Consider the following 20,349-nt stretch of genomic DNA (forward strand, 5'->3'; position numbering starts at 1 on the left):
TCGACCGATGCCAGACCCGTCGGACCGGCCGCTCGCCCGCCGGGCGTACGACAGACTCGCCGCGGGGTACGACCGCGACGGCGACACCAAACCCTCGAACGCCCACCTGGAGCGGCCGGCGACGCTCTCGCTGCTCCTCGACGTCGACGCCGCGAGCGTCCTCGACGCTGGGTGTGGCGCCGGCCACCTCGGCGCGGTGCTCGCCGACCGGGGGGCGACGGTGGTCGGGCTCGACGCGAGCCGCGAGATGCTCGCGTACGCCCGGACCCGCCTCCCCGACGCCGACTTCCTCCGGGCCGACCTCGGACGTCCCCTCCCCTTCGCCGCCGACGGGTTCGACGGCGTCGCCAGTTCGCTCGCCTTCCACTACGTCGCGGACTGGGGGCCGCTGTTTCGGGAACTCCGGCGCGTGCTCCGCCCGGGCGGGTGGGTCGTCTGCTCGGTCCAGCACCCTCACGCCGACTTCGAGGAGTACGACGGCGCGGAGAACTACCACGAGACTGAGCGGGTCTCCGCGGTCTGGGAGTCGTTCGGCGAGGCCGTCGAGGTTCCGGCGTACCGCCGGCCGCTCTCGGCGATGGTGACCCCGGCGCTCGCGGCCGGCTTCCGGCTCGACCGACTGGTGGAACCGACGCCGACCGACGCGTACCGCCGGGCCGACCCGGAGCGGTACGAGTACGAGGCGACGCACCCGAACTTCCTCTGTCTCCGCTTCGCCACTCCGTCCTGACGGGACGGTCGACGTTCGCCGTCGGAGTTCGACTCCCGGCCCCGCCTGCCGTTCGTCGGTCGTCGGTTGGGTCGCGAGAGAAGCGCCGGGACGGGGAATCTTCGAACACGGTCGTCTCGCTCGCTCCACTCTCTGCTCAAATCCCCGTCTTTCGAGTGACTCGCAGAGAAGCGCCGGGACAGGGATTTGAACCCTGGATCCCAGAGGGAACACGCTTTCCAGGCGTGCGCCTTACCACTCGGCCATCCCGGCTCGTCCGAACCTACCGCCCTGTGCCGTTTAAGTCCTTCCTTTCGCCCGACCCGACGGCCGTCAGGTACAGGTCGCTGCCGGTCGAGGCCGGACGTGATGACGACGCTCACCGAGGAGGATTCCGGGAAGATTCTGGTCGACGCCGAGGGGGAGGAACTCGGCATCGTGACGGGCGTCGAGAACGGGGTCGGTCACTTCGACCCCGATCCGGGCGTCTCCGAGGCCGTGCTCGCGGCGTTCGGTCGCGCGAGCACCGACGGCGACGACCTCGAACTCCCGCCGGACGCGGTCGAGACGGTCACCGACGACGAGGTTCGTCTCTCGGGTGACGTCTGAGTCCGCGACGAGGGTCCCGCTCGCACCGGACGCAGCGTCAGCCCACCAGCCGGTGTTCCGTGGCGTACGCCGCCACGGCGACCACCGCGCCGACGAGGAGCGCGAGGCCCAGTCGGCCGGGGAAGCCGACCGGGAGGCGTACGCCGACGAGCATCGCGCCCTGCGCGAACACGAGGAACGCGAGCGCGCCCACCGCGCCCCACAGCAGGGCCGACCGTCGCCTCCTCACTCCAGCGCGACGACCGCCTCTATCTCCACGCCGACGCCCTTCGGGAGCGCGCCGGCCTGCACGGCCGACCGCGCCGGCGGCTCCTCCGAGAAGTACGTCGCGTACGTCTCGTTCATCTCGTCGAAGTCGTCGATGTCCGCGAGGAACACCGTCGTCTTCAGCACGTCCGTCGCGTCCGCCCCCTCCGCGTCGAGGACGGCCACCACGTTGTCGAGCGCCTGCTCGGTCTGCGTGGCGATGTCCGCCTCGTCCAGCAACTCGCCGTCGGGCGTCATCGGTATCTGCCCCGCGGTGAACATGACGGAGCCGTTCGTCGTCGCCTGACTGTACGCGCCGACCGCCGCGGGCGCGTCGTCGGTGGAGATCACGCGTTTCACACCCCCACCAGGAACCGGGGTCACCTTAAATCGCCGTCCCCTCCGTCCGTCCGTGTCGACGTCCCCCCTCCGCCGGCTCCCCGACCCCGTGCTCCTCGGTCTCGTACCGTTCGCGCTCCTCCTGCTCGCGCTCGTCGCCCGCGCCCGTCGCGCCGCGGCGTCGGTCCCGCTCTCGCCGCTCACCGCGGGCCGGCGAGTCGGCGCCGACTGGCCCGAGCGGGCGGGCGTCACGACCGGTGAGGTGCCGGCGGGAGAGATGGACGACCTGGCGGCGTTCGCCCGTCCGTCGACGGCCACGACGGCCGCGTTCGACCCGGAACGCGTCGCGCCCGCGGTCCGCGACTTCTACGAGCGGACGGGCGCGTACCGGATGACCTACCGGGTGGAGTGGCACGCCCCGTTCCAGCTGGGGGCCGCGCTCGCCGCGCCGCTCACGAGTCGCGTGGCGCAGTTGAACCTCCCCGGCGTCTCGACCGAGGGCGGTCGCCTCGACAGCCGGTTCCGCGCCGTCTCGCCCGACGCGGACCCGCGCGAGGGGGCGCGGGCGTGGGTCCGCACGCGTCCGGACGGGACCGCCGTGTTCGTCGCCGTCTACGCCCACCACCAGCGTCGCGGCGAGCGGTTCGTCAACATCGTGGTGCCGCTCCCGGGCGGGAACCTCTCGACGGTACTCCGGGTCGACCACCACGGCGCGCCCGGCGAGACCGGAACGGGGGTCCGCCTCCACACCGGCGGCGGCGACCCGGGGCTGTACCTCGTCACGCCGCTGGGCGCGTTCGCGCTCCCGCTCGCCCAGTCGTTCCGCGTCCGGCCTGCGGCCGCCACCGCCCCGTCGGCCGACGGCGCGGACGTGGTCGCCGACCACCGGATGTCGGTGCTCGGCCTGCGGTTCCTGACCGTCTCGTACCGCGCGACGGCGACCGACTCCTGAGCGTCGCGGCACGGACCGGACGAGCGGACGGACCGGTTCGGACGCCGAGCGCCGCGCGCTCACGCCAGCACGTCGACCGCGAACCCGTGTTCCTCCAGCGAGGCGACGATTTCGGCGGCGTGGGCGTCGTCGTGGCTCTCCATCTCGATCTCCACCTCGGCGGCGTTGACCGCGATGTCCCGGGAGGTGCGGTCGTGGTGGATGGCGTAGATGTTCGCGTTCGCGGCCGCGATGACCTCGACCAGTCGCTCCAGCGCGCCGGGGCGGTCCTTCAGTTCCGTCCGTATCTTGAGGTACCGGCCCATCTCGACCAGCCCGCGCATGATGACCGTCGTGAGCGTGTTCATGTCGATGTTCCCGCCGCACAGCGCGGGGACGACCACCTCGTCCTCATCGTAGTCGAACGCGCCGGTCAACAGCGCCGCCAGCGGCACCGCGCCCGCCCCCTCCACGAGCGTCTTCGAGCGTTCGAGCAGGTAGGTGAGCGCCACCGCGATGTCCTCGTCGGTGACGGTCACCACCTCGTCGACGCGCTCCCTGATGACCTCGAACGTGAGTTCGCCCACCTCGCGGACCGCGATGCCGTCGGCGATGGTGTCGACGCTGTCGAGTTCCTGTCTCGCCCCCTTGTTTAGCGACTCCGCGACCGAGGAGGCGCCCGCCGCCTGCACGCCGACGACGCGCACGTCGTCGAGTCGCCCCTTCAGCGCCGTGGCGACGCCCGAGACGAGGCCGCCGCCGCCGATGGGGACGACCACCGTCTCCACCTCGGGGCACTGCTCGGCGATTTCGAGACCGATGGTGCCCTGCCCCGCCATCACCGCCTCGTCGTCGAACGCGTGGACGTACGTCCGGTCCTCGGCGGCCTCTATCTCGTGTGCGCGCCGCTGTGCCTCGTCGTAGTCGACGCCGTGCAGGACGACCTCGCCACCGTACCGTCGGGTGGCGGCCACCTTCGAGACGGGCGCGTACTTCGGCATCACGATCTTCGAGTCGACGCCGGCGCGCGTCGCCGCGAGCGCGACCCCCTGCGCGTGGTTACCCGCCGACGCCGTGACGACTCCGCGCTCGCGCTCCTCGGGCGAGAGCGCCGCGATGCGGTTGCTCGCCCCGCGTATCTTGAACGACCCCGTCCGCTGGGTGTTCTCCAGTTTCAGGTGGGCGTCGGCGCCCGTCATCTCCGAAAACGAGTAGGAGTACTCCAGCGGCGTCCGCCGCGCGACTTCCTCGACCCGGTCGCGGGCCGCCAGCACGTCCTCGAACGAGAGCATACGTCCGATAGCCGGCGCTCGCCGTTTAGCCGTTTCCGTCGAAGGGGAAAGAGGGAATGCACGCGTGTGACGTGCAGGTGTACGGAGTGGCCGGAGGTACATAAACCTGTGTCACGCGCGGCGGAAGTGAAAACGCACGACGGAGACGACTTCGACTCCCCGTCTGACGACCGTCGGCTCCTCGTCCCACGTTTGAATTTAGTGGCTACGTACCACCCGGATAGTTTCCTCGGAGAGGTGGCGGCGGACGCGCTCCTCGAACGACCCGTCGCCGGGCCAGCGGGCGGTCGTCCCCAGGCGCTCCGGGTCGCCCACGTACGCCGCCACCTCGTCCGGTTCGTCGGGGTCGCCCGCGTACGGGAGCGAGACCCGGACGTACAGGCCGTCGTCGACCCCCTCGTACGCGTCGAGCGCCGCCACCTCGTCCGTGCGGAGCAGACGGCCGCCGACCGCGGCGTCTCCCTCCCCCGCCGCGGGCGGCGCGAGCGTCGGGTACTCGCCCTCGACGACCCGGAGGCCCTCCAGCGTCGCGGCCCCGACGAAGACGAACGAGTCGAGCACCCGCCGGACGCGCTCCGGGTTCGTGAGCGTCCCGTAGGCGAACACGTACATGTGCGGGGCGACGCTCCGCGGACGCTTGGCCGTTTCGCCGACGAGAACGCGTGACCGGCGTCTCCTCCGGTCGCGCGGCCGTTCCGCTTCCGGTAGGGTGAAACCGCCGCCGGTCGACGCGCGCTCATGGACACGGGGCGGCTGTTCGGTGTCTGGAAGCGCGTGCTCTCGCTCGCGTGGCCGGTCATGGCCGAGCAGACGTTCCGGACGGCGATGCGGACGACGGACATCATCGTCACCGCGCAGTTCTCGCCCGCCGCCGTCGTCGCCATCGGTCTCGCGGACCTGTACGCCCGCTTCCCGCTGCGGGTGGGGCTGGGTCTCGGTGGCGGCGCCATCGCGCTCTCCAGTCAGGACACGGGGGCGGCGGCGACCGCCAACCGCGACGAGGCCATCACGCAGGCCGTGCTGATGGGGGTCGTCCTCGGTCTCCCGTTCGTCCTCGTCGGCGCGTTCCTCGGCGAGGAGGTCATCGCGCTCCTCGGCGCGGACCCCGACACCGCACGGCTCGGCGGAACGTACCTCGCCATCGTCTTCGCCACGGCGCCCGCGCGCCACGTCGCGCTCATCGCGGCGCGCTCGCTCCAGGGGACCGGCGACACCCGCACGCCGATGTACGTCAACGTCGTCGCCAACGGGCTGAACATCACGGGGTCCGTCGCGCTCGGCCTGGGGTTCGCCCCGCTCGGCATCCCGAGACTCGACATCGTCGGCGTCGGCCTCGCCACCGCGGCGGCGAACGTGTTCACCGCCTCGCTGCTACTCGTCGCGCTGGCGACGTCGTGGGCGCAGGCGGACCTCGTCCGGCCGCGCAACCCCGTCATCGCGCGTCAACTCGTCCGCGTGTCCGCTCCGCGGGTGCTGGAGGGGTTCGCGGCCACCGTCGCGGAGTTCCCGTTCAACAGCCTGCTGCTCGCGTTCGGCACGCCCGTCAACGCCGGCTTCCAGATCGGCCGGCGGATGTACCAGCAGGTGACGGGTCCGCTCTCGCGCGGCTACAACGTCGCCGCGAGCGTGGTCGTGGGGCAGGCGCTCGGCGACGGCGACCCGGCGGGCGCGCGGTACAACGGCTACGCGGTCACGGGTCTGGGGCTGGTGACCGTCGGCGTCATCGGGGTGGCGCTCGTGTTCGTCGCGCCGGCGTTCGTCAGCGTGTTCACCGCCGAGAGCGCCGCGGTGCCGTACGCCGTCGCGTTCGCCCGGGTGTACGGCGCGACCGGGGCGTTCCTCGTCGCCTTCTCGGTCCTCTCGGGGGCGCTCCAGGGGGCGAGCGAGACGCGCATCCCGCTCGTCGCGCGGGTGACGGGCACGTTCGGCTTCCTCCTCGGCCTCTCGTACCTCCTCGGGAGCGTCCTCGGCTACGGGCCCCTCGGGGCGTACTGGGGCGTCGGTCTCCAGTTCGTCTGGATGGCGCTGCTCGTGTTCGCGGGGTTCCGGTACAGCGGGTGGGCGGCCCGCGCCGCGGACATGATGGCCGAACGGGGGAGCGGTCCGGGTGCCGACGAGGCGGGGTGAGACGCGCTCGCGGGGACCCGGAACCGGTGCCGGCGTACCGACCGGGACGACGGAGCGGCGGCTCCGGAGGCGGGGAAAAAACGGAGGAAGGTCGTACGACCGGTCTACTTCGAGCGGCGCATCCGGAACAGTTCGCGGCCGAGCAAGCCGACGGCGAGGCCGGCCCCGAACGCGCGGATCATCGTCGAGCGGCGACGGGCGGCGTACTCCTCGGGGAAGTTCTCCTCGACGATGTCGAGCAGGCGGTCGCCCACCTGCTGTCGCATCGTCTCGCCGCGCTCGCTGGCCTGCGCCCGGGCGCGGGCGGTCTCCTCGCGCATTCGCTCGGTGTACTCTTCGCGCTGGCTGGGTTTGATTGAGAACTCCATGTCGATATATTGCCTTCACGAGAGATATAAGTTTCTCGGCCGCCTGTCAGCACGGCTCACACGGCGGAACCGCGTTCGGCGCACCGTCACGCTCCGCGCGCTACGTCAACCACCGCGAGCGCGCCCGTGACGAGTGCGAAGGCGACCAGCAGGCGCAGGACGCTCCGACGAACGTCGCGGCGGCGAACTCCGAGTAGCCGAACTCCAGCACGCCGAACGCGTAGATGGTGGCGGTGTCGGGCATCAGCGGCACGGAGAGCGGCAGCGTCAGCTCCACGTACCCGTACGCCTCGGCGACGCCGACGACGCGCTCCTCGGCCCCCGGCTCGAGTCCCGAGAGGACGTCCGTCGCGGCGTCCGTCCCGCCGGACTCCTTCGCCGCGTCCTTCGGGCCGTGTTCGACTTTCACCGCCACGAGGCTCCCGAGCGCCTTCCCGATCGAACTCACGCCGATGATGGCCGCCAGCTCGCCCCGCCGCGAGACGCCGAGGTCCACCGGGACGAACAGGACGACCTCGCCGGGGAACGGCGGGACGAACGCGACGAGAAACGAGTAGACGAAGACGACGCCGAGTCCGAGCGGCCCCCGAACGCCGCGAAGAGCCCCTGCGACCAGTCCGGCAGCGTGACGAGCAGCGGAGCCGGCACTGCTCGGCGGTGTACCACGCGCGGGAAAATAACGTACTGGCCTCCGGTGGAACCCCCTCGGCGCGCTCGCTACCGTTCGTCGATGGGGACCCACTCGGCGTCCGTCTCGCCGACGTACCGCGCCCGCGGTCGGATGAGCCGGTTGTCCTCGTACTGTTCGAGCACGTGGGCGATCCACCCGCCGACGCGGGAGACGGCGAAGATGGGAGTGAACACGTCGATGGGGATGCCCATCTGGTAGTACGTCGAGGCGGAGTAGAAGTCGACGTTGGGCGCGATTCCCTTCTCCTGTTTCATGTACTCCTCGACGGCGACGGACATCTCGTACCACTTGGTGTCGCCCGCCGCCTCGCCCAACTCCTCCGAGCGCGCGCCGAGAATCTTCGCGCGCGGGTCCTTCACGTTGTAGACGCGGTGACCGAAGCCGGCGACGCGCCGTCCCTCCTCGAGTGCGCCCTTCACCCACTCGGTCGGGCTCTCGCCGGCGTCGTCGACTTCCTTCAACATCCGCATCACGTTGGCATTCGCACCCCCGTGGAGGCCTCCCGAGAGGGTGCCGATGGCGGAGGTGACCGCCGAGTGGAGGTCGGCGAGCGTCGAGGCGGTCACCATCGCGGAGAACGTCGAGGCGTTCAGCCCGTGGTCCGCGTGGAGCACGAGCGCCTGGTCGAACACGTCCGCGAGCACGTCGTCGGGTTCCTCGTCGTTGAGCATGTAGAGGAAGTTCGCGGCGTGGTCGAGGTCCTCGCGGGGGTCGACCGGGTCGTCGCCGTCGCGGATCCGCGCGAACGCCGCGAGCGCCGTGGGCATCTTCGCCGTGATGCGCCGGCCCTTCCGGACGTTCGCCTCGCGGTCCTGCGGGTCCGCGTTCGCGTCCGGGTCCGACGCCGAGAGCGCGGAGGTGGCCGTCCGCATCGCCGCCATCGGTTCCTCGTCGGCCTCGGCCAGTCGTCGGACCGTCTCCATCGCGTCGTCCGAGAGGCCGCGCTCGGCCGACATCGTCTCCTCGAACTCGGACAGCTCCTCGCGGGTCGGGAGTTCGCCGTTCCAGAGGAGGTACAGCGTCTCCTCGTAGGAGGCGTGTTCCGCGAGGTCCTCGATGGCGTAGCCGCGGTAGACGAGTCGGCCCTCGTCGCCGTCGATGTAGCTCAGACCGGACTCGGCCACCAGCACACCCTCGAGTCCGCGCTTGAGTTCGTCGGAGTCGGACATGCCTTCGAGTTCCGGGGGACCGCCGAAAAGCGTTATCGTTCGGGAGGTTCCGGGGGGTCCCGCCCGCCCGGCGCGCCACGCCTCGCGGAGTCGTTCGTCGGAATCGCGGTCGGGGGACGCGCACCCCTCTCGCCCGCTCCGGGAGTCAGGCGGGTGCCGTCACGCCGTCCCGAGCGGGTGGTTCTGCTCCTCGGCCGCCAGCAGTTCCTGGTAGCGGTTGCGGATGGTGACCTCGCTCATGTCGGTCGCCTCGCTGACCGCGCTCTGCGTGAGCGACGCGTTCGTCAGGATGCCGGCGGCGTAGATGGCGGCGGCCGCGAGTCCGACCGGCGACTTGCCCGAGTGGACGTTCTGCTCCTTCCCGGTCGCCAGCAGTTCGCGGGCGCGGCGCTCGGTCTCGTCGGAGAGGCCGAGGTCCGAGGCGAACCGCGGGAGGTACTCGACGGGGTCGGCCGGCTGAATCTCGAGGCTGAGTTCCCGCACGATGTAGCGGTACGCCCGCTCGAACGTCGCCTCGTCGACCCGCGAGACCCGCGCCACCTCGTCGATGGAGCGCGGGACGTTCGCCATCCGGGCGGCGGCGTGCAGGCTGGCCGTCGAGATGCCCTCGATGGAGCGGCCCGGGAGCAGTCCGTCGTCGAGCGCGCGCCGGTAGATGACCGACGCCGTCTCGCGGACGTTCTCGGGCAGGCCGAGCGCGCTGGCCATCCGTTCGATCTCGCCGAGCGCCTGTTTCAGGTTCCGTTCGCTGTGGTCGCGCGTGCGGAACCGCTCGTTCCAGGTGCGCAGCCGCTGCATCTTCTGGCGCTGACTGTTCGACAGGGAGTTGCCGTACGCGTCCTTGTCCTGCCAGCCGATGTTGGTCGACAGCCCGTTGTCGTGCATCATGTTCGTCGTCGGGGCACCGACCCGGCTCTTCTCGTCTTTCTCGCTGGCGTCGAACGCGCGCCACTCCGGCCCGTGGTCGATACCTTCCTCGTCGACCACGAGGCCGCACTCCGCGCACGTCGTCTCGGCGCGCGCGTCGTCCGACACGAGCGCGCCGCCGCACTCCGGACAGCGCTGCTCACCGTCCGCGACCGACTCCTCGGCCCGCTCGCGCTCGTTCGTCCGCGCTACCTCGCGCTCGGTGGGGTCGTGGCGTGTCGTCTGACTCATTATGAAACGGGGGGAGGCCGCCGGCCCGAATCCGGTCCGGACGCGGGCGGCTTCACTCACAGTTAGGAGCGTGAGTCTCATAAATGCTGGGAAATAATTCAGGAAAAAATACGGATAGGAAACCCGTATTGGTGTGTTTGAAGCGCTCTACCGCCGGTTACCTCTATCTGTCCTCTTTCGCCGGTCGAATTACGCTTCGCCGTCCGGACTGCGGTCCTCGTCGGGGTCGACGGACCCCCACGCGCCGCCGTCGCCGCCGCCGGTCTTGAACGTCCCGCGGGCGTCCGCGACGTGGGTCCCGTCGGCGTCCTCGACGCGAACCGTCGCGGTGGCGACCGACCCTCCGTCGCGGACGACGCGCGCCTCGGCCCGGAGGTCGGTCGTCGCCGGCGCGAGGTAGTCGATGCGCATGTCCACCGTCGGCGTCGGCGCGCGGTGCAGCGAGACGACGGCCGCGCCCGCGGCGGTGTCGGCCAGCGCGTAGGCGACGCCGCCGTGCGCCACGCGTCGTCCGGGCACCGACGAGAGGTCGTCCGTCAGCGGGAGTTCCGCGACGGCGCGCCCGTCGGCGGCCTCGGTCACCTCGATGCCGAGGTGCTCGGCGAACGGCATCCGACTGAGGAGTTCGGCCACGGTCACGGCCGCGGCCCCCCCGCTGCTCGCGTCGAGTTCACACCGACCGTCCGGCGACGGAGGAGAAAAACGTGCGGCGTTCCCCGTCGTCCGTCGCCGGCAGCCCACCGTGACCGTCCCAGTGTCGCGGGGACCGCACGGCCGTCAGTCGGCGGAGATGCGGCAGCCGCCGGTGTACTCGACGCCCTCGATGGAGTCGATGGGGTCGTCGCCGCAGACGGGGCAGTCGGGGTTCCGGCGGTACGGCACCGTCTCGAACGACATGTCCATCGCGTCGTAGAACAGCAGCCGTCCCGACAGCGGGTCGCCGACGCCGAGCAGGAGCTTCACCGCCTCGGTCGCCTGGACGCAGCCGAGCGTGCCGGGGAGGACGCCGAGCACGCCGGTGGTCGCGCAGTCAGGGACCTCGCCGGGGGCGGGCGCCTCGGGGAACAGACAGCGGTAGCACGGCCCGCCGGGAACGAGCGTCGTCGCCTGCCCCTCGAACTTGTAGATGGCCCCGTGCGCCACGGGGACGCCGGCGAGGCGGGCGGCGTCGTTCACGACGTAGCGCGTCCGGAAGTTGTCGGACGCGTCGAGCACGACGTCGTACCCGTCGAGGAACTCCGTCGCGTTCCCGGGGTCGACGCGGGTCTCGTACGTCTCGATGGTGACGTCGGGGTTGAGGTCCGCGACGTACGCCGCCGCCGACTCGACCTTCGGCCGGCCGACGTCGGCGTCCGCGTGGACGACCTGTCGCTGGAGGTTCGACCGCTCCACGACGTCGTCGTCGGCGATGCCGAGCGTGCCGACGCCCGCGGCGGCGAGATACTGGATAGCCGGCGCACCCAGTCCGCCCGCGCCGACGACGAGCACCGACCCGTCGAGCAGCGCCGCCTGCCCGTCCGGGCCCACCTCGTCGAGGATGATGTGCCGGGAGTAGCGGTCGAGTTGGGTCGCGTCGAGCGCGAGTCCGGTCATGCGAGCGTCTTCGTCGTCGCCGCGAATAAGCCCACGGTCGCCGGCGTGAGCCGACGACCGGTCCCGGGACGTGCGGCGACCGGCCGCCGAGGTTATGACGCCGCCCGGCGTACCGCTGTTCACTCATGAACTCAACCGAGTTCGACGGGGTGGCGCGGTGACCGACGACCGGTCGCCGCCGCCGCTGCTCTCGCGGCTGCTGTTCGGCGGGACGGTCGGCTTCATGGCCGCCGGCAACTTCCTCGACATGGAGGAGATGATCGCGTACGCCGAGTCGAAGGACGTACCGATGGCCGACGTGCTGGTCCCGTTCGCCAGCGGGATGGCGACGGTCGGCGCGCTCGGCGTCACGCTCTGGCGGCTTCCCACGTTCTCCGCCGGAGCGGTGGCGACGTTCCTCGCCGGCATCACGCCGACGATGCACGACTTCTGGAACATGGAGGGCGAACAGCGCCAGCAGGAGCAGTTCAACTTCTTCAAGAACGTCGGCCTGTTCGCCGCGTCGCTGGCGTTCATCCAGCGGGCGCGCTCGCTGCGTTCGGCGGACGACTCCGACGGCGGACTCGGCGCGGACGGCTCCGGCGACGACGACGACGACGCGGGCGGACTCGTCGACCCAGACGGGACCGAACCGGTCAGCGCGGACTGACGCCGACCCTCAGTTTCCGAATCCCGGTTTCCGGACCCTTTTAGCTCGCGCGTTCGAACCGCACCCGTGACGGACAACCGTCGGTTCCACCTGGCGAAGCGCCCCGAGGGAACGCCCGACTCGGACGTGTTCGACCTCCGCGAGGTCGAGCGACCGGACCCCGGGCCGGGCGAGGCGCTCGTGCGGACGCTGTACCTCTCGGTCGACCCGTACATGCGCGGCCGGATGAACGCGGGCGAGTCGTACGCCGACCCGTGGGAGGTCGGCGGCCCGCTGTACGCCGGCGTCGTCGGCGAGGTGGTCGAGTCGAACGGCGCGGGCGTCTCGGAGGGCGAGACGGTCGTGGGAACCCTCCCGTGGGCCGAGTACGCGACCGCCGACGGGAGCGACCTCACGCCGGTCGAGACGGGCGAACTCCCGGTCTCCACCGCGCTCGGCGTGCTCGGGATGCCCGGGCGGACCGCCTACTTCGGAACCCGCGAGGTGGCGGAACCCAGAGCCGGCGACACGATGGTCGTCTCCGGCGCGGCCGGTGCCGTCGGCTCCGTGGTGGGCCAACTCGCGACGCTCCAGGGAGCGGACGTGGTCGGCGTCGCCGGGACGGACGAGAAGCTCGACTGGCTCACCGACGAGTTGGGGTTCGCGGCCGGCGTCAACTACGCCGAGGAGGACGTCGGCGAGCGACTCGACGACCTGACAGACGGCGTCGACGTCTACTTCGACAACGTCGGCGGCCCGGTGACGGACGCCGTGTTCCCGCGGCTGAACGTCGACGCCCGGGTGGCGGTCTGCGGACAGATCGCGCTGTACAACGCCGAGGAGCGCCCGACCGGTCCGCGGAAGCTGGGGACGCTCGTCCGGACCCGCGCCCGTGTCGAGGGGCTACTGGTGCGCGACTTCGCGCCGCGCTTCCGGGAGGCGACCGCCCACCTCCGCACGCTCGTGAGCGAGGGCGACCTCTCGTACCGCGAGACGGTGACCGAGGGGTTCGAGCGCGCACCCGAGGCGTTCCTCGGACTGTTCGAGGGGACGAACGTCGGCAAACAGGTGGTGAAGGTCGCGGACCCCCCGTAGTCGTCCGTCGGACGAGGGTGCACGCCTCGGACCCCCCGTCGTGGGCGGCTCCGGCCTGAACCCTGCGCGCTCCGAGGTTCGTCCACGCCGCGTCAGGTGAAGCGGACGCCCAGGTCCTCCATCCCCTCGTTGTTCATCGCCACCGTGACGAGCAGCGGCGTCAGCGCCTCCACCTCGCGCGCGCTCGCGAGCCCGCCGGCGTCGAGCGCGCGCACCCCCGAAATCTCCTCCGCGAGTCGCGCCACGGTCGCCTTCGCGTCGTCGTCGTCGCCGAACACCGGCGTGTCGAGGTCCAGCGTCGCGTCGAAGTCGGACAGGCGACCGGCGGCGAGGGTGTGGAACGCGCCGACGACCGGCACCGCCTCCGGCACGGCGTCGCGGACGAGCGCGGTCACGCTCCCGGCCGACGGCGGGTGGGAGTGGAAGCCGTCGTCGCCGCGTTTCATCCCGGCGGCGGGCGTGACCACCACGTCGTCGCCGTCGAGCGCGGACGCGACCGACTCGACCGTGTCCGCGACGTGGTAGGGAGGGACGCCGAGCACGACCACGTCCGCGCGGTCGGTCGCCATGGCGTTGTCGAACCCCTTCACCGTCGCGTCGCCGCCGCGGTCGGCGACCGTCTCGACGTAGCGTTCGGCCGCCTCGCGCGCCCGCTCGGGGTCGCGCGAGCCGACGAGCAGTTCGTGGTCCGTGTCGCGGCCCCAGCGGAGCGCGAGACCCGCGCCGACGTCGCCGGTGCCGCCCAGGAGTGCGATTCGCACGACCGTCCCTCCGGAGGGACGGTCGGTAAGGGTTACGTGCGCGGCCACCGCTGCCGGGGTGCGACTACCCGTCCGGCTCCGCGCCGCCCCGACCGCCGAGGCGGCGGTAGCCGACCGCGTAGCCCGCGACCAGTCCCAGGAACAGTCCCGCCCCGAAGCCGGCCTCCGGGAGCCAGTGGGTCTCGAGCGTCGACTGGAGCGCGTGACCCGCGGCGAGTCCGAGGGCGGCGAACGCGGTGACGAGCGCGCCGAACCGCCGGAGACCGCGCGGGCGGAGGTGGAGCGCGGCCGCCGCGGCGACCCACGCGCCGGGACCGACGAACAGGAGCAGGACGCCGAGACCGACGCCCTGCGTCCCCGGCATCGAGCGGAGCCACGCGTACAGCGCGGCGACGCCGACGAGTCCCGTCGCGAGCCACGCGGCGGCGTACGCGAGCAGGCGGCTCGCCCGCTCGCTCGGCGGGGCGCGCGCGACCACGTAGCCCGGCGGCGCGGCGACGAGGAAACAGCCGACCACGACCGGTTCCGCGAGTTCGCCCGGCGGCGAGAAGAGGACGCCGACCACCGCCGAGAGCACCAGTCCGACGGCCGCCCCGACGCCGGCGGCCTCCCGGGGGGACTCGACGGGGAACCGAGAGGGCATACGACCGGATGTCGTATCGGCCGGGATAAGCTTACTGCCGGTCGTCCGGCGGCTCTCGGCCGTCCCGGTCGCTCACGCCCGCTCCGACCTGTCGCGTCCGCGGACGTACACGAACCAGTACGCGACCACCGGCGCGACGGCGAGCATCGGGCCGACGGCGAGCAGTTGCGTGAGCGGGTCGGGCGGGGCGACGAGCGTCGCGAGCGCGAGCGCGAACAGGTCCAGTATCGCGACGACGGCGAGGAACAGGAACGCCGGCCGCATCGGTCAGTTCACCCCAGCAGGTCGGGCAGGTCGTTCACGCTGTCGACCACCGCGCTCGCGCCGGCGTCGGCGTACTTCGCGCGCCCCGTCTCGCCGCGCAGTCCGCCCGTGAGCACGCCGACGCCGTAGTACGCCCGCGTCTCGTCGGCGGCGTCGGCGTTGACCGCGGTCCGGACGTCGTCGAGGGTGTCGCCGACGAACGCGACGCGCCGCGCCGCGAACCGTTCCGCGAGCGTCACGAGCGCCCGTGGGTGCGGCTTCCCCTCCTCCCAGTCGTCCATCGTGAACCGGTGGTCGTCGGCCACGTCGAGACCCGCCCGCTCCAACGCGATGTCGGCCTCGGCGCTCGGACGGCCCGTGAGCACGCCGACCGGGTAGCGGTCGGTCAGGGCCGCGACGGTGTCCGCGGTGACGACGACCGGTTCGTCGTGGACGTAGCCGGGCGACTCGAACGGCGGCTCGCCGCCCTCCAGGTCCCGATACAGGTCGGCGCCGAGGTACAGCGCCTGGAACGTCTCACGGAGGCGCTCGGGGTCCCACTCGGCCTCCACCGCTTCCATCTCGTCGCCGAGTGCGTCGGCCAGCACCGCCCGCGCGCCCCCCACCCCGCCGCCGTGCTCCCCGACCGCGTCGGTGAACGCGTCGACCGGGACGTCGTACCCACGCTCGCCCGCCAGTACGTACAGCGCGACGGCGTCGGTGAGTTCCCAGTCGTTGTTGAACCCGCCCGCGTCCTTGAACGGCTGGAGGTCGCCCCGGTCGACCGTCTCCCCGTACAGGCGCTCGACGGACTCGACGACCGCCCGGCGGTAGGAGTCGGCGACGTCGATGAGCACGCCGTCGACGTCGAGGACGACCGCATCCACGCGCATACGTCGGGATACGGGGGACCGGGTATGGGCGTTGCGACTCGGCGCGACCCCGGCACCGCTCACTCGCCGCCCGGTCCGTCCCGCCCCGCGACCCGCCACAGCGACGCGCCGACGAGCGCGAGTCCGGCGGCGAAGACGACCTGTGCTGGGACCCGGAGTTGCACCACGTCGAGAAACGCCGGCACACCGAGGACACCCCCGAGGAGCAGGCCGGCCCCACCGGGCTTCGAGAGCGTCCTCGACCGCCAGACGGCGACGCCGAACAGCGCCACGCCGACGTTCTCCAGTATCCCGCCGAAGAACGGGAGGAAGACGAACGGGTCCTGCCACGTCCGGTCGACGACCGCTATCGCGTCGGGGTCTCCGGCTTCGATGAGCGCGCCCGCCGCCGGGACGGCGTACGCCGCAACGCCCAGAAGCGGCAGGTAGACGACGAGCGACCCGACGGTGACGGCGAGGCCCGCGAGCGCCCACCGCTCGGCCCGCGTCCGAGCGAGGTGAGCGTAGAGGGCGAACGAGCCGAAGACGAGCGAGGCGTACCCGAGAAACGAGGCCGCCATCCCGACGCGCCAGCGGAGCGAATTCGCTCGCACGGCCGACTCTACGGTGACGACCCTCGCCTCGTCGGGCGGCGATATCACGTCAGCGACGAGGAACACCGCGACGGTGGTGAGCACGCCGCCGAGGACGAGCGCTACCGCTCCCAGCCGGAGCCGCCGTCTCACGACGGCATCGGCCGGGGCGGACGGGTCGGGCTGTTCGGACGGTTCGGTGGCCGACATCGCGTCTCACGGGTCGTCCTGAAGTATCGGTAGGCCATCAAGATAGTCCCCCGACTGCTATCTCGTGTGAGCGAGGCGGTCACGACCCGTTCGTCCGCCCGGCGTCACGTCGGCCGGTCGCGTCCGGTCCGCTCGCGGGCGACGTACAGCGTCTCGCCGCCGTCGAGCGAGACCGGGCGCGCCTCGACCGCCGGCGGGTCGCCGCCGAGCGTCGTGAACAGGCAGTCGGCGTCGGCGCGGCGCGCCAGCCGCAGGAGCGCCCCGTGGAGGTCCGGCGGGCAGTCGAGCGCGTACAGCGCGGCGACCCGGTACGCCTCTCCGGGGTCCGCCCGCTCGCTCGCGGCGAACGCGTCGTCGCGGACGAACCGCACCCCCTCGGGCACGAGTCGCTCGTGTACGTCCGTCGCGACCACCTCCACGCCGCGGTCCGCGAGCGCGCGCGCCACCCCCGGTCGCCGGCCGATACCCACCTCGCAGACCGACGGGTAGCGCGCGAGGAACTCCACGACGGCGCGACGACGCGACGGGACCACGGGGGGGAAACTTATTGTGGCACCCCACATAAGAACGCCCATGCTCGTCGACATCGTGCCCGTCGGGGAGGTCTCCGCGCAGGTCAAGCGCGAGGCGTCGACGGCGCTGCGTTCCGTCTACGACTGTGACGTCAGCGTCCACGACGAACAGCGCATCCCCGAGGGCGCGTACGACCGCAGCCGAAACCAATACCGCGCCGAGCAGTTCATCGAGTTGGTCTCGCGGGTGGGCGAGGGGGAGAAGAACATCGGCATCACGCCGCAGGACCTCTACTACCGGCGTCGGAACTACGTGTTCGGGCTCGCGTATCTCAACGGCAACGGCTCCGTCATCTCCACGTACCGCCTCCAGACGTCCTCCGACGGTGGCATCTCCACGCGCCCCGCCGCCGAGGTGTTCTCCGACCGCGTCCGCAAGGAGATCGTCCACGAGATCGGGCACACGCTCGGGCTGGAACACTGCGACAACAACAAGTGCGTGATGAGCTTCTCCCCGACCGTCCGCGAGGTGGACGTGAAAGAGGAGAACCTCTGTGGCACGTGCTCTCGCGACGTGCGCTGACCGTCGGGACCGCCGCGGCGAACAACTATTTCCCCCTCCCCCTCCCACGTCCACACGTCATGTCGAGCGACCGCGTCATCGAACTCCTGCGCAAGGCGTACGGCGACGAGATGGAGACGGTCATGAACTACCAGGCGAACGCCATCGTCCTCGACGGCGTCAGCGCCGAGGAGATCAAAGAGAGCCTGCAGACCGACGTTCAGGAGGAACTCGGGCACGCGGAGATGCTCGGTCAGCGGCTCAAACAACTGGACGCGCGGCCCCCGGGCTCTGCGGAGTTCTCCGCCAACCAGGACTCGCTCCAGCCGCCGGAGGACACCACGGACATCCTCTCGGTCATCGAGGGCGTCCTGGAGGCCGAGGAGGACGCCATCTCCACGTACAAGGAACTCATCGAGGCGGCCGAGGAGGCCAACGACCCCGTCACCGAGGACATCGGGGTCACGCTGCTCACCGACGAGGAGGCCCACCGGACGGAGTTCCGCGGGTTCCAGAAGGAGTACCGGGCGGACTGACCGCCCGACGGGCCGGGCGACGACCGCGCGTATTCGATTCTGATTTTTCGAGGGTGACGCTGGCCCGTGGAGTGGTCCGACGGCGCCGGCGACGCGTTCGAGTGCGGTCACACGACGGCGGTCGGCGGCGCCGGGTTCGGACTCGCCATCGCCAAGCGCGTCGTCGAGGCCCACGGCTGGACGGTGCGGGCGATCGACGCCGAGACCGGGGTGCGCAGTTCGACGTCGCGTTCGCGGAGGAACAACCGCGGTCGGGAGTCGCGTCGGACCGGACTCAGACGGAGTAGTAGTACTCGCCCTCGCGCTTCTGCTGGCGGTCGAGCTGGGAGTCGGGTTTGTTGATGCGCGGGCGGCCGGTGCGCTCGTCGCGCCGGAACGTGACGTCGAGGTCGCCGAGGAACTCGTTCATCCCGGCACGCATCTCCTGTGGCGGGCTGGCGTGACCGTGTGCTGCGGGTTCCCCGTCGAACACCATGAGCCGGTCCGCCAGCAGGTCGACCATGTAGATGTCGTGGTCGATGACCATCACCGTCGCGTCGTGGTTCTCGGCGTACCGACGGATGGCGGTCGTCGCCTGCACGCGCTGTTCCACGTCGAGGTGCGCGGACGGTTCGTCGAGCAGGTAGAGGTCGGCGTCCTCGGAGAGACACGCGGCGATGGCGACCCGCTGGCGCTCGCCGCCCGAGAGGTCCGTCAGGTTCTGCTCCATGATCCGCTCCAACTGGAGCGGGCGGGCTATCTCGGTGTTCCAGTACGACGAGCCGAACTGGTCCGTGATGGACGAGAGGAACGCGTCGACCCGCATCGGCTGGTCGATCTCGACGTACTGCGGCTTGTACGCGATGTCGAGACGCACGTCGAGGTCACCGACGTCCGGTTCGAGTCGCCCGGCGAACAGCCGCGCCATCGTCGACTTCCCGATGCCGTTCGGGCCGACGATGCCGAGCACCTCCGACTCGTAGACGGTGCCGCTCTCGACGGTCAGCGAGAACTCCCCCTCGCCGTAGGACTTCTCCATGTCGGGGTACTCGAACAGGGGCTGGGACCTCCCGGACTCGCGCGGGGCGTGCTCCTCGAACGTGATGGCGTTCGGCCGGATGCGCATGTTCTCGTTGTCGAGGTAGCCGCGGAGGTACTCGTTGATGCCGTTGCGAACCGACTTGGGGGCGGTGACGACGCCGTACGCCCCCGGTTCGCCGTACGTGACGTGGAGCGTGTCCGCCAGCAGGTCGAGGATGGCCAGGTCGTGTTCGACCACCATCACCGAGCGCTCGCCGTCCTCGGCGAGTTCGCGGACGAGGCGCGCGGCGGTCATCCGCTGGCTGATGTCCAGGTAGGGGGTGATCTCGTCGAGGAAGTAGAAGTCGACGTCGCGCGCGAGCGTCGCCGCGAGCGCGACCCGCTGGAGTTCCCCGCCCGAGATGGAGTCGATGGACTGGTCCATCACCGGCCCGATGTGCAGCCGCTCGACGAGCGAGTCGAGCGCGCCGCGCTCGTCCGTCCGTTCGAGCAGGTCCCGGGTGTCCCCGTCGAACCGCTTGGGTATCTGGTCGACGTACTGGGGCTTGCGCGCGACGCTCACCTCCCCCTCGATGACGCGTTCGACGTAGTTCTGGAGCTCGGTCCCGCGGAAGCGGTCGAGGACAGCCGCCCAGTCGGGCTCCTCATCGAACTGCCCGAGGTTCGGCGTGAGTTCGCCGGAGAGCATCTTGACCGCCGTCGACTTCCCGATACCGTTCGGGCCGAGGATACCCGTCACGTTGCCCGGCTCCGGCACCGGCAGGCCGTACAGCGCGAACGCGTTGTCGCCGTAGCGGTGGACCGGGTCGTCCTCCAGTTCGGACGGGAGGTTGATGATCTCGATGGCGTCGAACGGGCACTTCTCGACGCAGATGCCGCACGTCTCGCCCAGACAGATCTCCTCGGAGATCCACACCTGGTCCGGGCCGCCCTCGTACGGTTCGTCCTCGTCGTAGTGCTCGCCGCGCGTGACGATGCAGTCCTTCCCGGTGCGGTTCGGCGGGCAGAAGTTCGCACACTCGTAGTTGCACCGGTCGGGCTGGCAGCGGTCGAGGTCGACGACCGCGATGCTGTCGTCCGCCATTACGCGGAGAGACCCGCCGAGAGCAGCACCCCGTACGTGATGAACCAGAGGGTGAACGTCATGAACCCCACGTAGAGGTTGTCCTTCAGCCCGAACTCCTCGACGGCGACCCCGAGCAGCTTCAAGAGCGGGTACTGGACGAACATGGACGCGATGACGACCAGAAACTGCATCTGGCTGGTCGCCGCGTCGACGCCGACCCCGAACACCGTCGCGGAGACGAGCCCTCCGAGGATGCCGGCGAGACACGCGACGGTGGTGACCGTCACCCCGCGCGCGTGGTCCGACAGGCCCGAAGCGGTTTCCGTAGCCATGCTCCACCATCCGACAGCGGGCGACAAAAGGGGTTCGTTTACCG

General features: G+C 71.1%; 26 protein-coding genes and 1 tRNA gene. 8 read left to right on the forward strand and 19 right to left on the reverse strand.

Annotation, left to right across the window (positions count from 1 at the left end):
- Window positions 1–7 precede the first annotated feature (7 nt).
- Window positions 8–730: a class I SAM-dependent methyltransferase gene (locus AC6RUA_RS11895; RefSeq protein WP_499813224.1), complete on the forward strand. Its 723-nt coding sequence runs from the start codon at window positions 8–10 to the stop codon at window positions 728–730.
- Window positions 731–901: 171 nt separating this feature from the next.
- Here AC6RUA_RS11895 and AC6RUA_RS11900 read toward each other — a convergent pair.
- Window positions 902–982 (reverse strand) — tRNA-Ser (locus AC6RUA_RS11900).
- A gap of 96 nt (window positions 983–1,078) precedes the next feature.
- Here AC6RUA_RS11900 and AC6RUA_RS11905 point away from each other — a divergent pair.
- Window positions 1,079–1,318, forward strand: a complete 240-nt coding sequence (locus tag AC6RUA_RS11905) for a DUF8593 domain-containing protein (protein WP_499813225.1) — start codon at window positions 1,079–1,081, stop codon at window positions 1,316–1,318.
- 37 nt (window positions 1,319–1,355) lie between these two features.
- Here the strand turns inward: AC6RUA_RS11905 and AC6RUA_RS11910 are convergent, their stop codons facing one another.
- Window positions 1,356–1,547, reverse strand: a complete 192-nt coding sequence (locus AC6RUA_RS11910; protein ID WP_499813226.1) for a DUF7981 family protein — start codon at window positions 1,545–1,547, stop codon at window positions 1,356–1,358.
- Window positions 1,544–1,924: a Rid family detoxifying hydrolase gene (locus AC6RUA_RS11915; protein WP_499813227.1), complete on the reverse strand. Its 381-nt coding sequence runs from the start codon at window positions 1,922–1,924 to the stop codon at window positions 1,544–1,546. The genes AC6RUA_RS11910 and AC6RUA_RS11915 overlap by 4 nt, the downstream gene beginning before the upstream one ends.
- A 52-nt stretch (window positions 1,925–1,976) precedes the next feature.
- Between AC6RUA_RS11915 and AC6RUA_RS11920 the strand changes: the two genes are divergently transcribed.
- Window positions 1,977–2,855 (forward strand): hypothetical protein, encoded by an 879-nt coding sequence (locus AC6RUA_RS11920; RefSeq protein WP_499813228.1) that lies wholly within the window; start codon window positions 1,977–1,979, stop codon window positions 2,853–2,855.
- 59 nt (window positions 2,856–2,914) lie between these two features.
- On the opposite strand, the gene ilvA is transcribed toward AC6RUA_RS11920, so the two are convergent.
- Window positions 2,915–4,126 (reverse strand): threonine ammonia-lyase, encoded by a 1,212-nt coding sequence (gene ilvA / locus AC6RUA_RS11925; protein ID WP_499813229.1) that lies wholly within the window; start codon window positions 4,124–4,126, stop codon window positions 2,915–2,917.
- A 198-nt stretch (window positions 4,127–4,324) separates the two neighbouring features.
- The gene (locus AC6RUA_RS11930) at window positions 4,325–4,738 is read right to left on the reverse strand and encodes a gamma-glutamylcyclotransferase family protein (RefSeq protein WP_499813230.1); all 414 of its coding nucleotides are present in this window, start codon (window positions 4,736–4,738) and stop codon (window positions 4,325–4,327) included.
- Window positions 4,739–4,864: 126 nt separating this feature from the next.
- Between AC6RUA_RS11930 and AC6RUA_RS11935 the strand changes: the two genes are divergently transcribed.
- Complete coding sequence (locus tag AC6RUA_RS11935) at window positions 4,865–6,253, forward strand: MATE family efflux transporter (protein WP_499813231.1); 1,389 nt, start codon at window positions 4,865–4,867, stop codon at window positions 6,251–6,253.
- Between the two features lie 104 nt (window positions 6,254–6,357).
- Here AC6RUA_RS11935 and AC6RUA_RS11940 read toward each other — a convergent pair whose 3' ends face one another.
- The 6 genes from AC6RUA_RS11940 to ubaA form a co-directional block, all read right to left on the reverse strand.
- Window positions 6,358–6,621, reverse strand: coding sequence for a hypothetical protein (locus tag AC6RUA_RS11940; protein WP_499813232.1), 264 nt, complete (start codon window positions 6,619–6,621; stop codon window positions 6,358–6,360).
- 100 nt (window positions 6,622–6,721) lie between these two features.
- Window positions 6,722–7,117, reverse strand: a complete 396-nt coding sequence (locus AC6RUA_RS11945; RefSeq protein WP_499813233.1) for a hypothetical protein — start codon at window positions 7,115–7,117, stop codon at window positions 6,722–6,724.
- 221 nt (window positions 7,118–7,338) lie between these two features.
- The gene (gene citZ, locus AC6RUA_RS11950; RefSeq protein WP_499813234.1) at window positions 7,339–8,481 is read right to left on the reverse strand and encodes a citrate synthase; all 1,143 of its coding nucleotides are present in this window, start codon (window positions 8,479–8,481) and stop codon (window positions 7,339–7,341) included.
- A gap of 159 nt (window positions 8,482–8,640) precedes the next feature.
- Window positions 8,641–9,639 (reverse strand): transcription initiation factor IIB, encoded by a 999-nt coding sequence (locus AC6RUA_RS11955; protein WP_499813235.1) that lies wholly within the window; start codon window positions 9,637–9,639, stop codon window positions 8,641–8,643.
- A gap of 189 nt (window positions 9,640–9,828) precedes the next feature.
- Window positions 9,829–10,251 (reverse strand): PaaI family thioesterase, encoded by a 423-nt coding sequence (locus AC6RUA_RS11960; RefSeq protein ID WP_499815445.1) that lies wholly within the window; start codon window positions 10,249–10,251, stop codon window positions 9,829–9,831.
- A 165-nt stretch (window positions 10,252–10,416) separates the two neighbouring features.
- Window positions 10,417–11,232 carry an SAMP-activating enzyme E1 gene (ubaA, locus tag AC6RUA_RS11965; RefSeq protein WP_499813236.1) on the reverse strand — a complete coding sequence of 272 codons (816 nt, stop codon included), beginning with the start codon at window positions 11,230–11,232 and terminating at the stop codon, window positions 10,417–10,419.
- Window positions 11,233–11,389: 157 nt separating this feature from the next.
- Here ubaA and AC6RUA_RS11970 point away from each other — a divergent pair, with 157 nt between their 5' ends.
- Window positions 11,390–11,881, forward strand: a complete 492-nt coding sequence (locus AC6RUA_RS11970) for a DoxX family protein (protein ID WP_499813237.1) — start codon at window positions 11,390–11,392, stop codon at window positions 11,879–11,881.
- A gap of 66 nt (window positions 11,882–11,947) precedes the next feature.
- Window positions 11,948–12,955: an NADP-dependent oxidoreductase gene (locus tag AC6RUA_RS11975; protein WP_499813238.1), complete on the forward strand. Its 1,008-nt coding sequence runs from the start codon at window positions 11,948–11,950 to the stop codon at window positions 12,953–12,955.
- A 92-nt stretch (window positions 12,956–13,047) separates the two neighbouring features.
- Here AC6RUA_RS11975 and npdG read toward each other — a convergent pair whose 3' ends face one another.
- From npdG to AC6RUA_RS12005, 6 genes are all read right to left on the reverse strand, one after another.
- A complete protein-coding gene (gene npdG, locus AC6RUA_RS11980; RefSeq protein ID WP_499813239.1) occupies window positions 13,048–13,716 on the reverse strand; it encodes an NADPH-dependent F420 reductase in 669 nt (222 codons plus the stop codon).
- Between the two features lie 64 nt (window positions 13,717–13,780).
- On the reverse strand, window positions 13,781–14,359 hold the full coding sequence (locus AC6RUA_RS11985; protein ID WP_499813240.1) for a hypothetical protein: 579 nt from the start codon (window positions 14,357–14,359) through the stop codon (window positions 13,781–13,783).
- Between the two features lie 72 nt (window positions 14,360–14,431).
- Window positions 14,432–14,623 (reverse strand): DUF7534 family protein, encoded by a 192-nt coding sequence (locus AC6RUA_RS11990; protein WP_499813241.1) that lies wholly within the window; start codon window positions 14,621–14,623, stop codon window positions 14,432–14,434.
- Between the two features lie 8 nt (window positions 14,624–14,631).
- Complete coding sequence (locus AC6RUA_RS11995) at window positions 14,632–15,495, reverse strand: TIGR01548 family HAD-type hydrolase (RefSeq protein ID WP_499813242.1); 864 nt, start codon at window positions 15,493–15,495, stop codon at window positions 14,632–14,634.
- 59 nt (window positions 15,496–15,554) lie between these two features.
- A complete protein-coding gene (locus AC6RUA_RS12000; protein ID WP_499813243.1) occupies window positions 15,555–16,277 on the reverse strand; it encodes a hypothetical protein in 723 nt (240 codons plus the stop codon).
- Window positions 16,278–16,381: 104 nt separating this feature from the next.
- Window positions 16,382–16,810: a UPF0146 family protein gene (locus AC6RUA_RS12005; RefSeq protein WP_499813244.1), complete on the reverse strand. Its 429-nt coding sequence runs from the start codon at window positions 16,808–16,810 to the stop codon at window positions 16,382–16,384.
- 40 nt (window positions 16,811–16,850) lie between these two features.
- Between AC6RUA_RS12005 and AC6RUA_RS12010 the strand changes: the two genes are divergently transcribed.
- Window positions 16,851–17,372 (forward strand): archaemetzincin family Zn-dependent metalloprotease, encoded by a 522-nt coding sequence (locus tag AC6RUA_RS12010; RefSeq protein ID WP_499813245.1) that lies wholly within the window; start codon window positions 16,851–16,853, stop codon window positions 17,370–17,372.
- Between the two features lie 59 nt (window positions 17,373–17,431).
- The gene (locus AC6RUA_RS12015; RefSeq protein ID WP_499813246.1) at window positions 17,432–17,887 is read left to right on the forward strand and encodes a ferritin-like domain-containing protein; all 456 of its coding nucleotides are present in this window, start codon (window positions 17,432–17,434) and stop codon (window positions 17,885–17,887) included.
- 274 nt (window positions 17,888–18,161) lie between these two features.
- On the opposite strand, the gene AC6RUA_RS12020 is transcribed toward AC6RUA_RS12015, so the two are convergent.
- Window positions 18,162–19,991, reverse strand: a complete 1,830-nt coding sequence (locus AC6RUA_RS12020) for a ribosome biogenesis/translation initiation ATPase RLI (protein WP_499813247.1) — start codon at window positions 19,989–19,991, stop codon at window positions 18,162–18,164.
- The gene (locus AC6RUA_RS12025) at window positions 19,991–20,305 is read right to left on the reverse strand and encodes an EMC6-like membrane protein (protein WP_499813248.1); all 315 of its coding nucleotides are present in this window, start codon (window positions 20,303–20,305) and stop codon (window positions 19,991–19,993) included. Before AC6RUA_RS12025 ends, AC6RUA_RS12020 begins: the two co-directional genes overlap by 1 nt.
- Window positions 20,306–20,349: the final 44 nt, after the last annotated feature.

This window comes from Halorarum sp. SLYT50, from assembly GCF_059821265.1.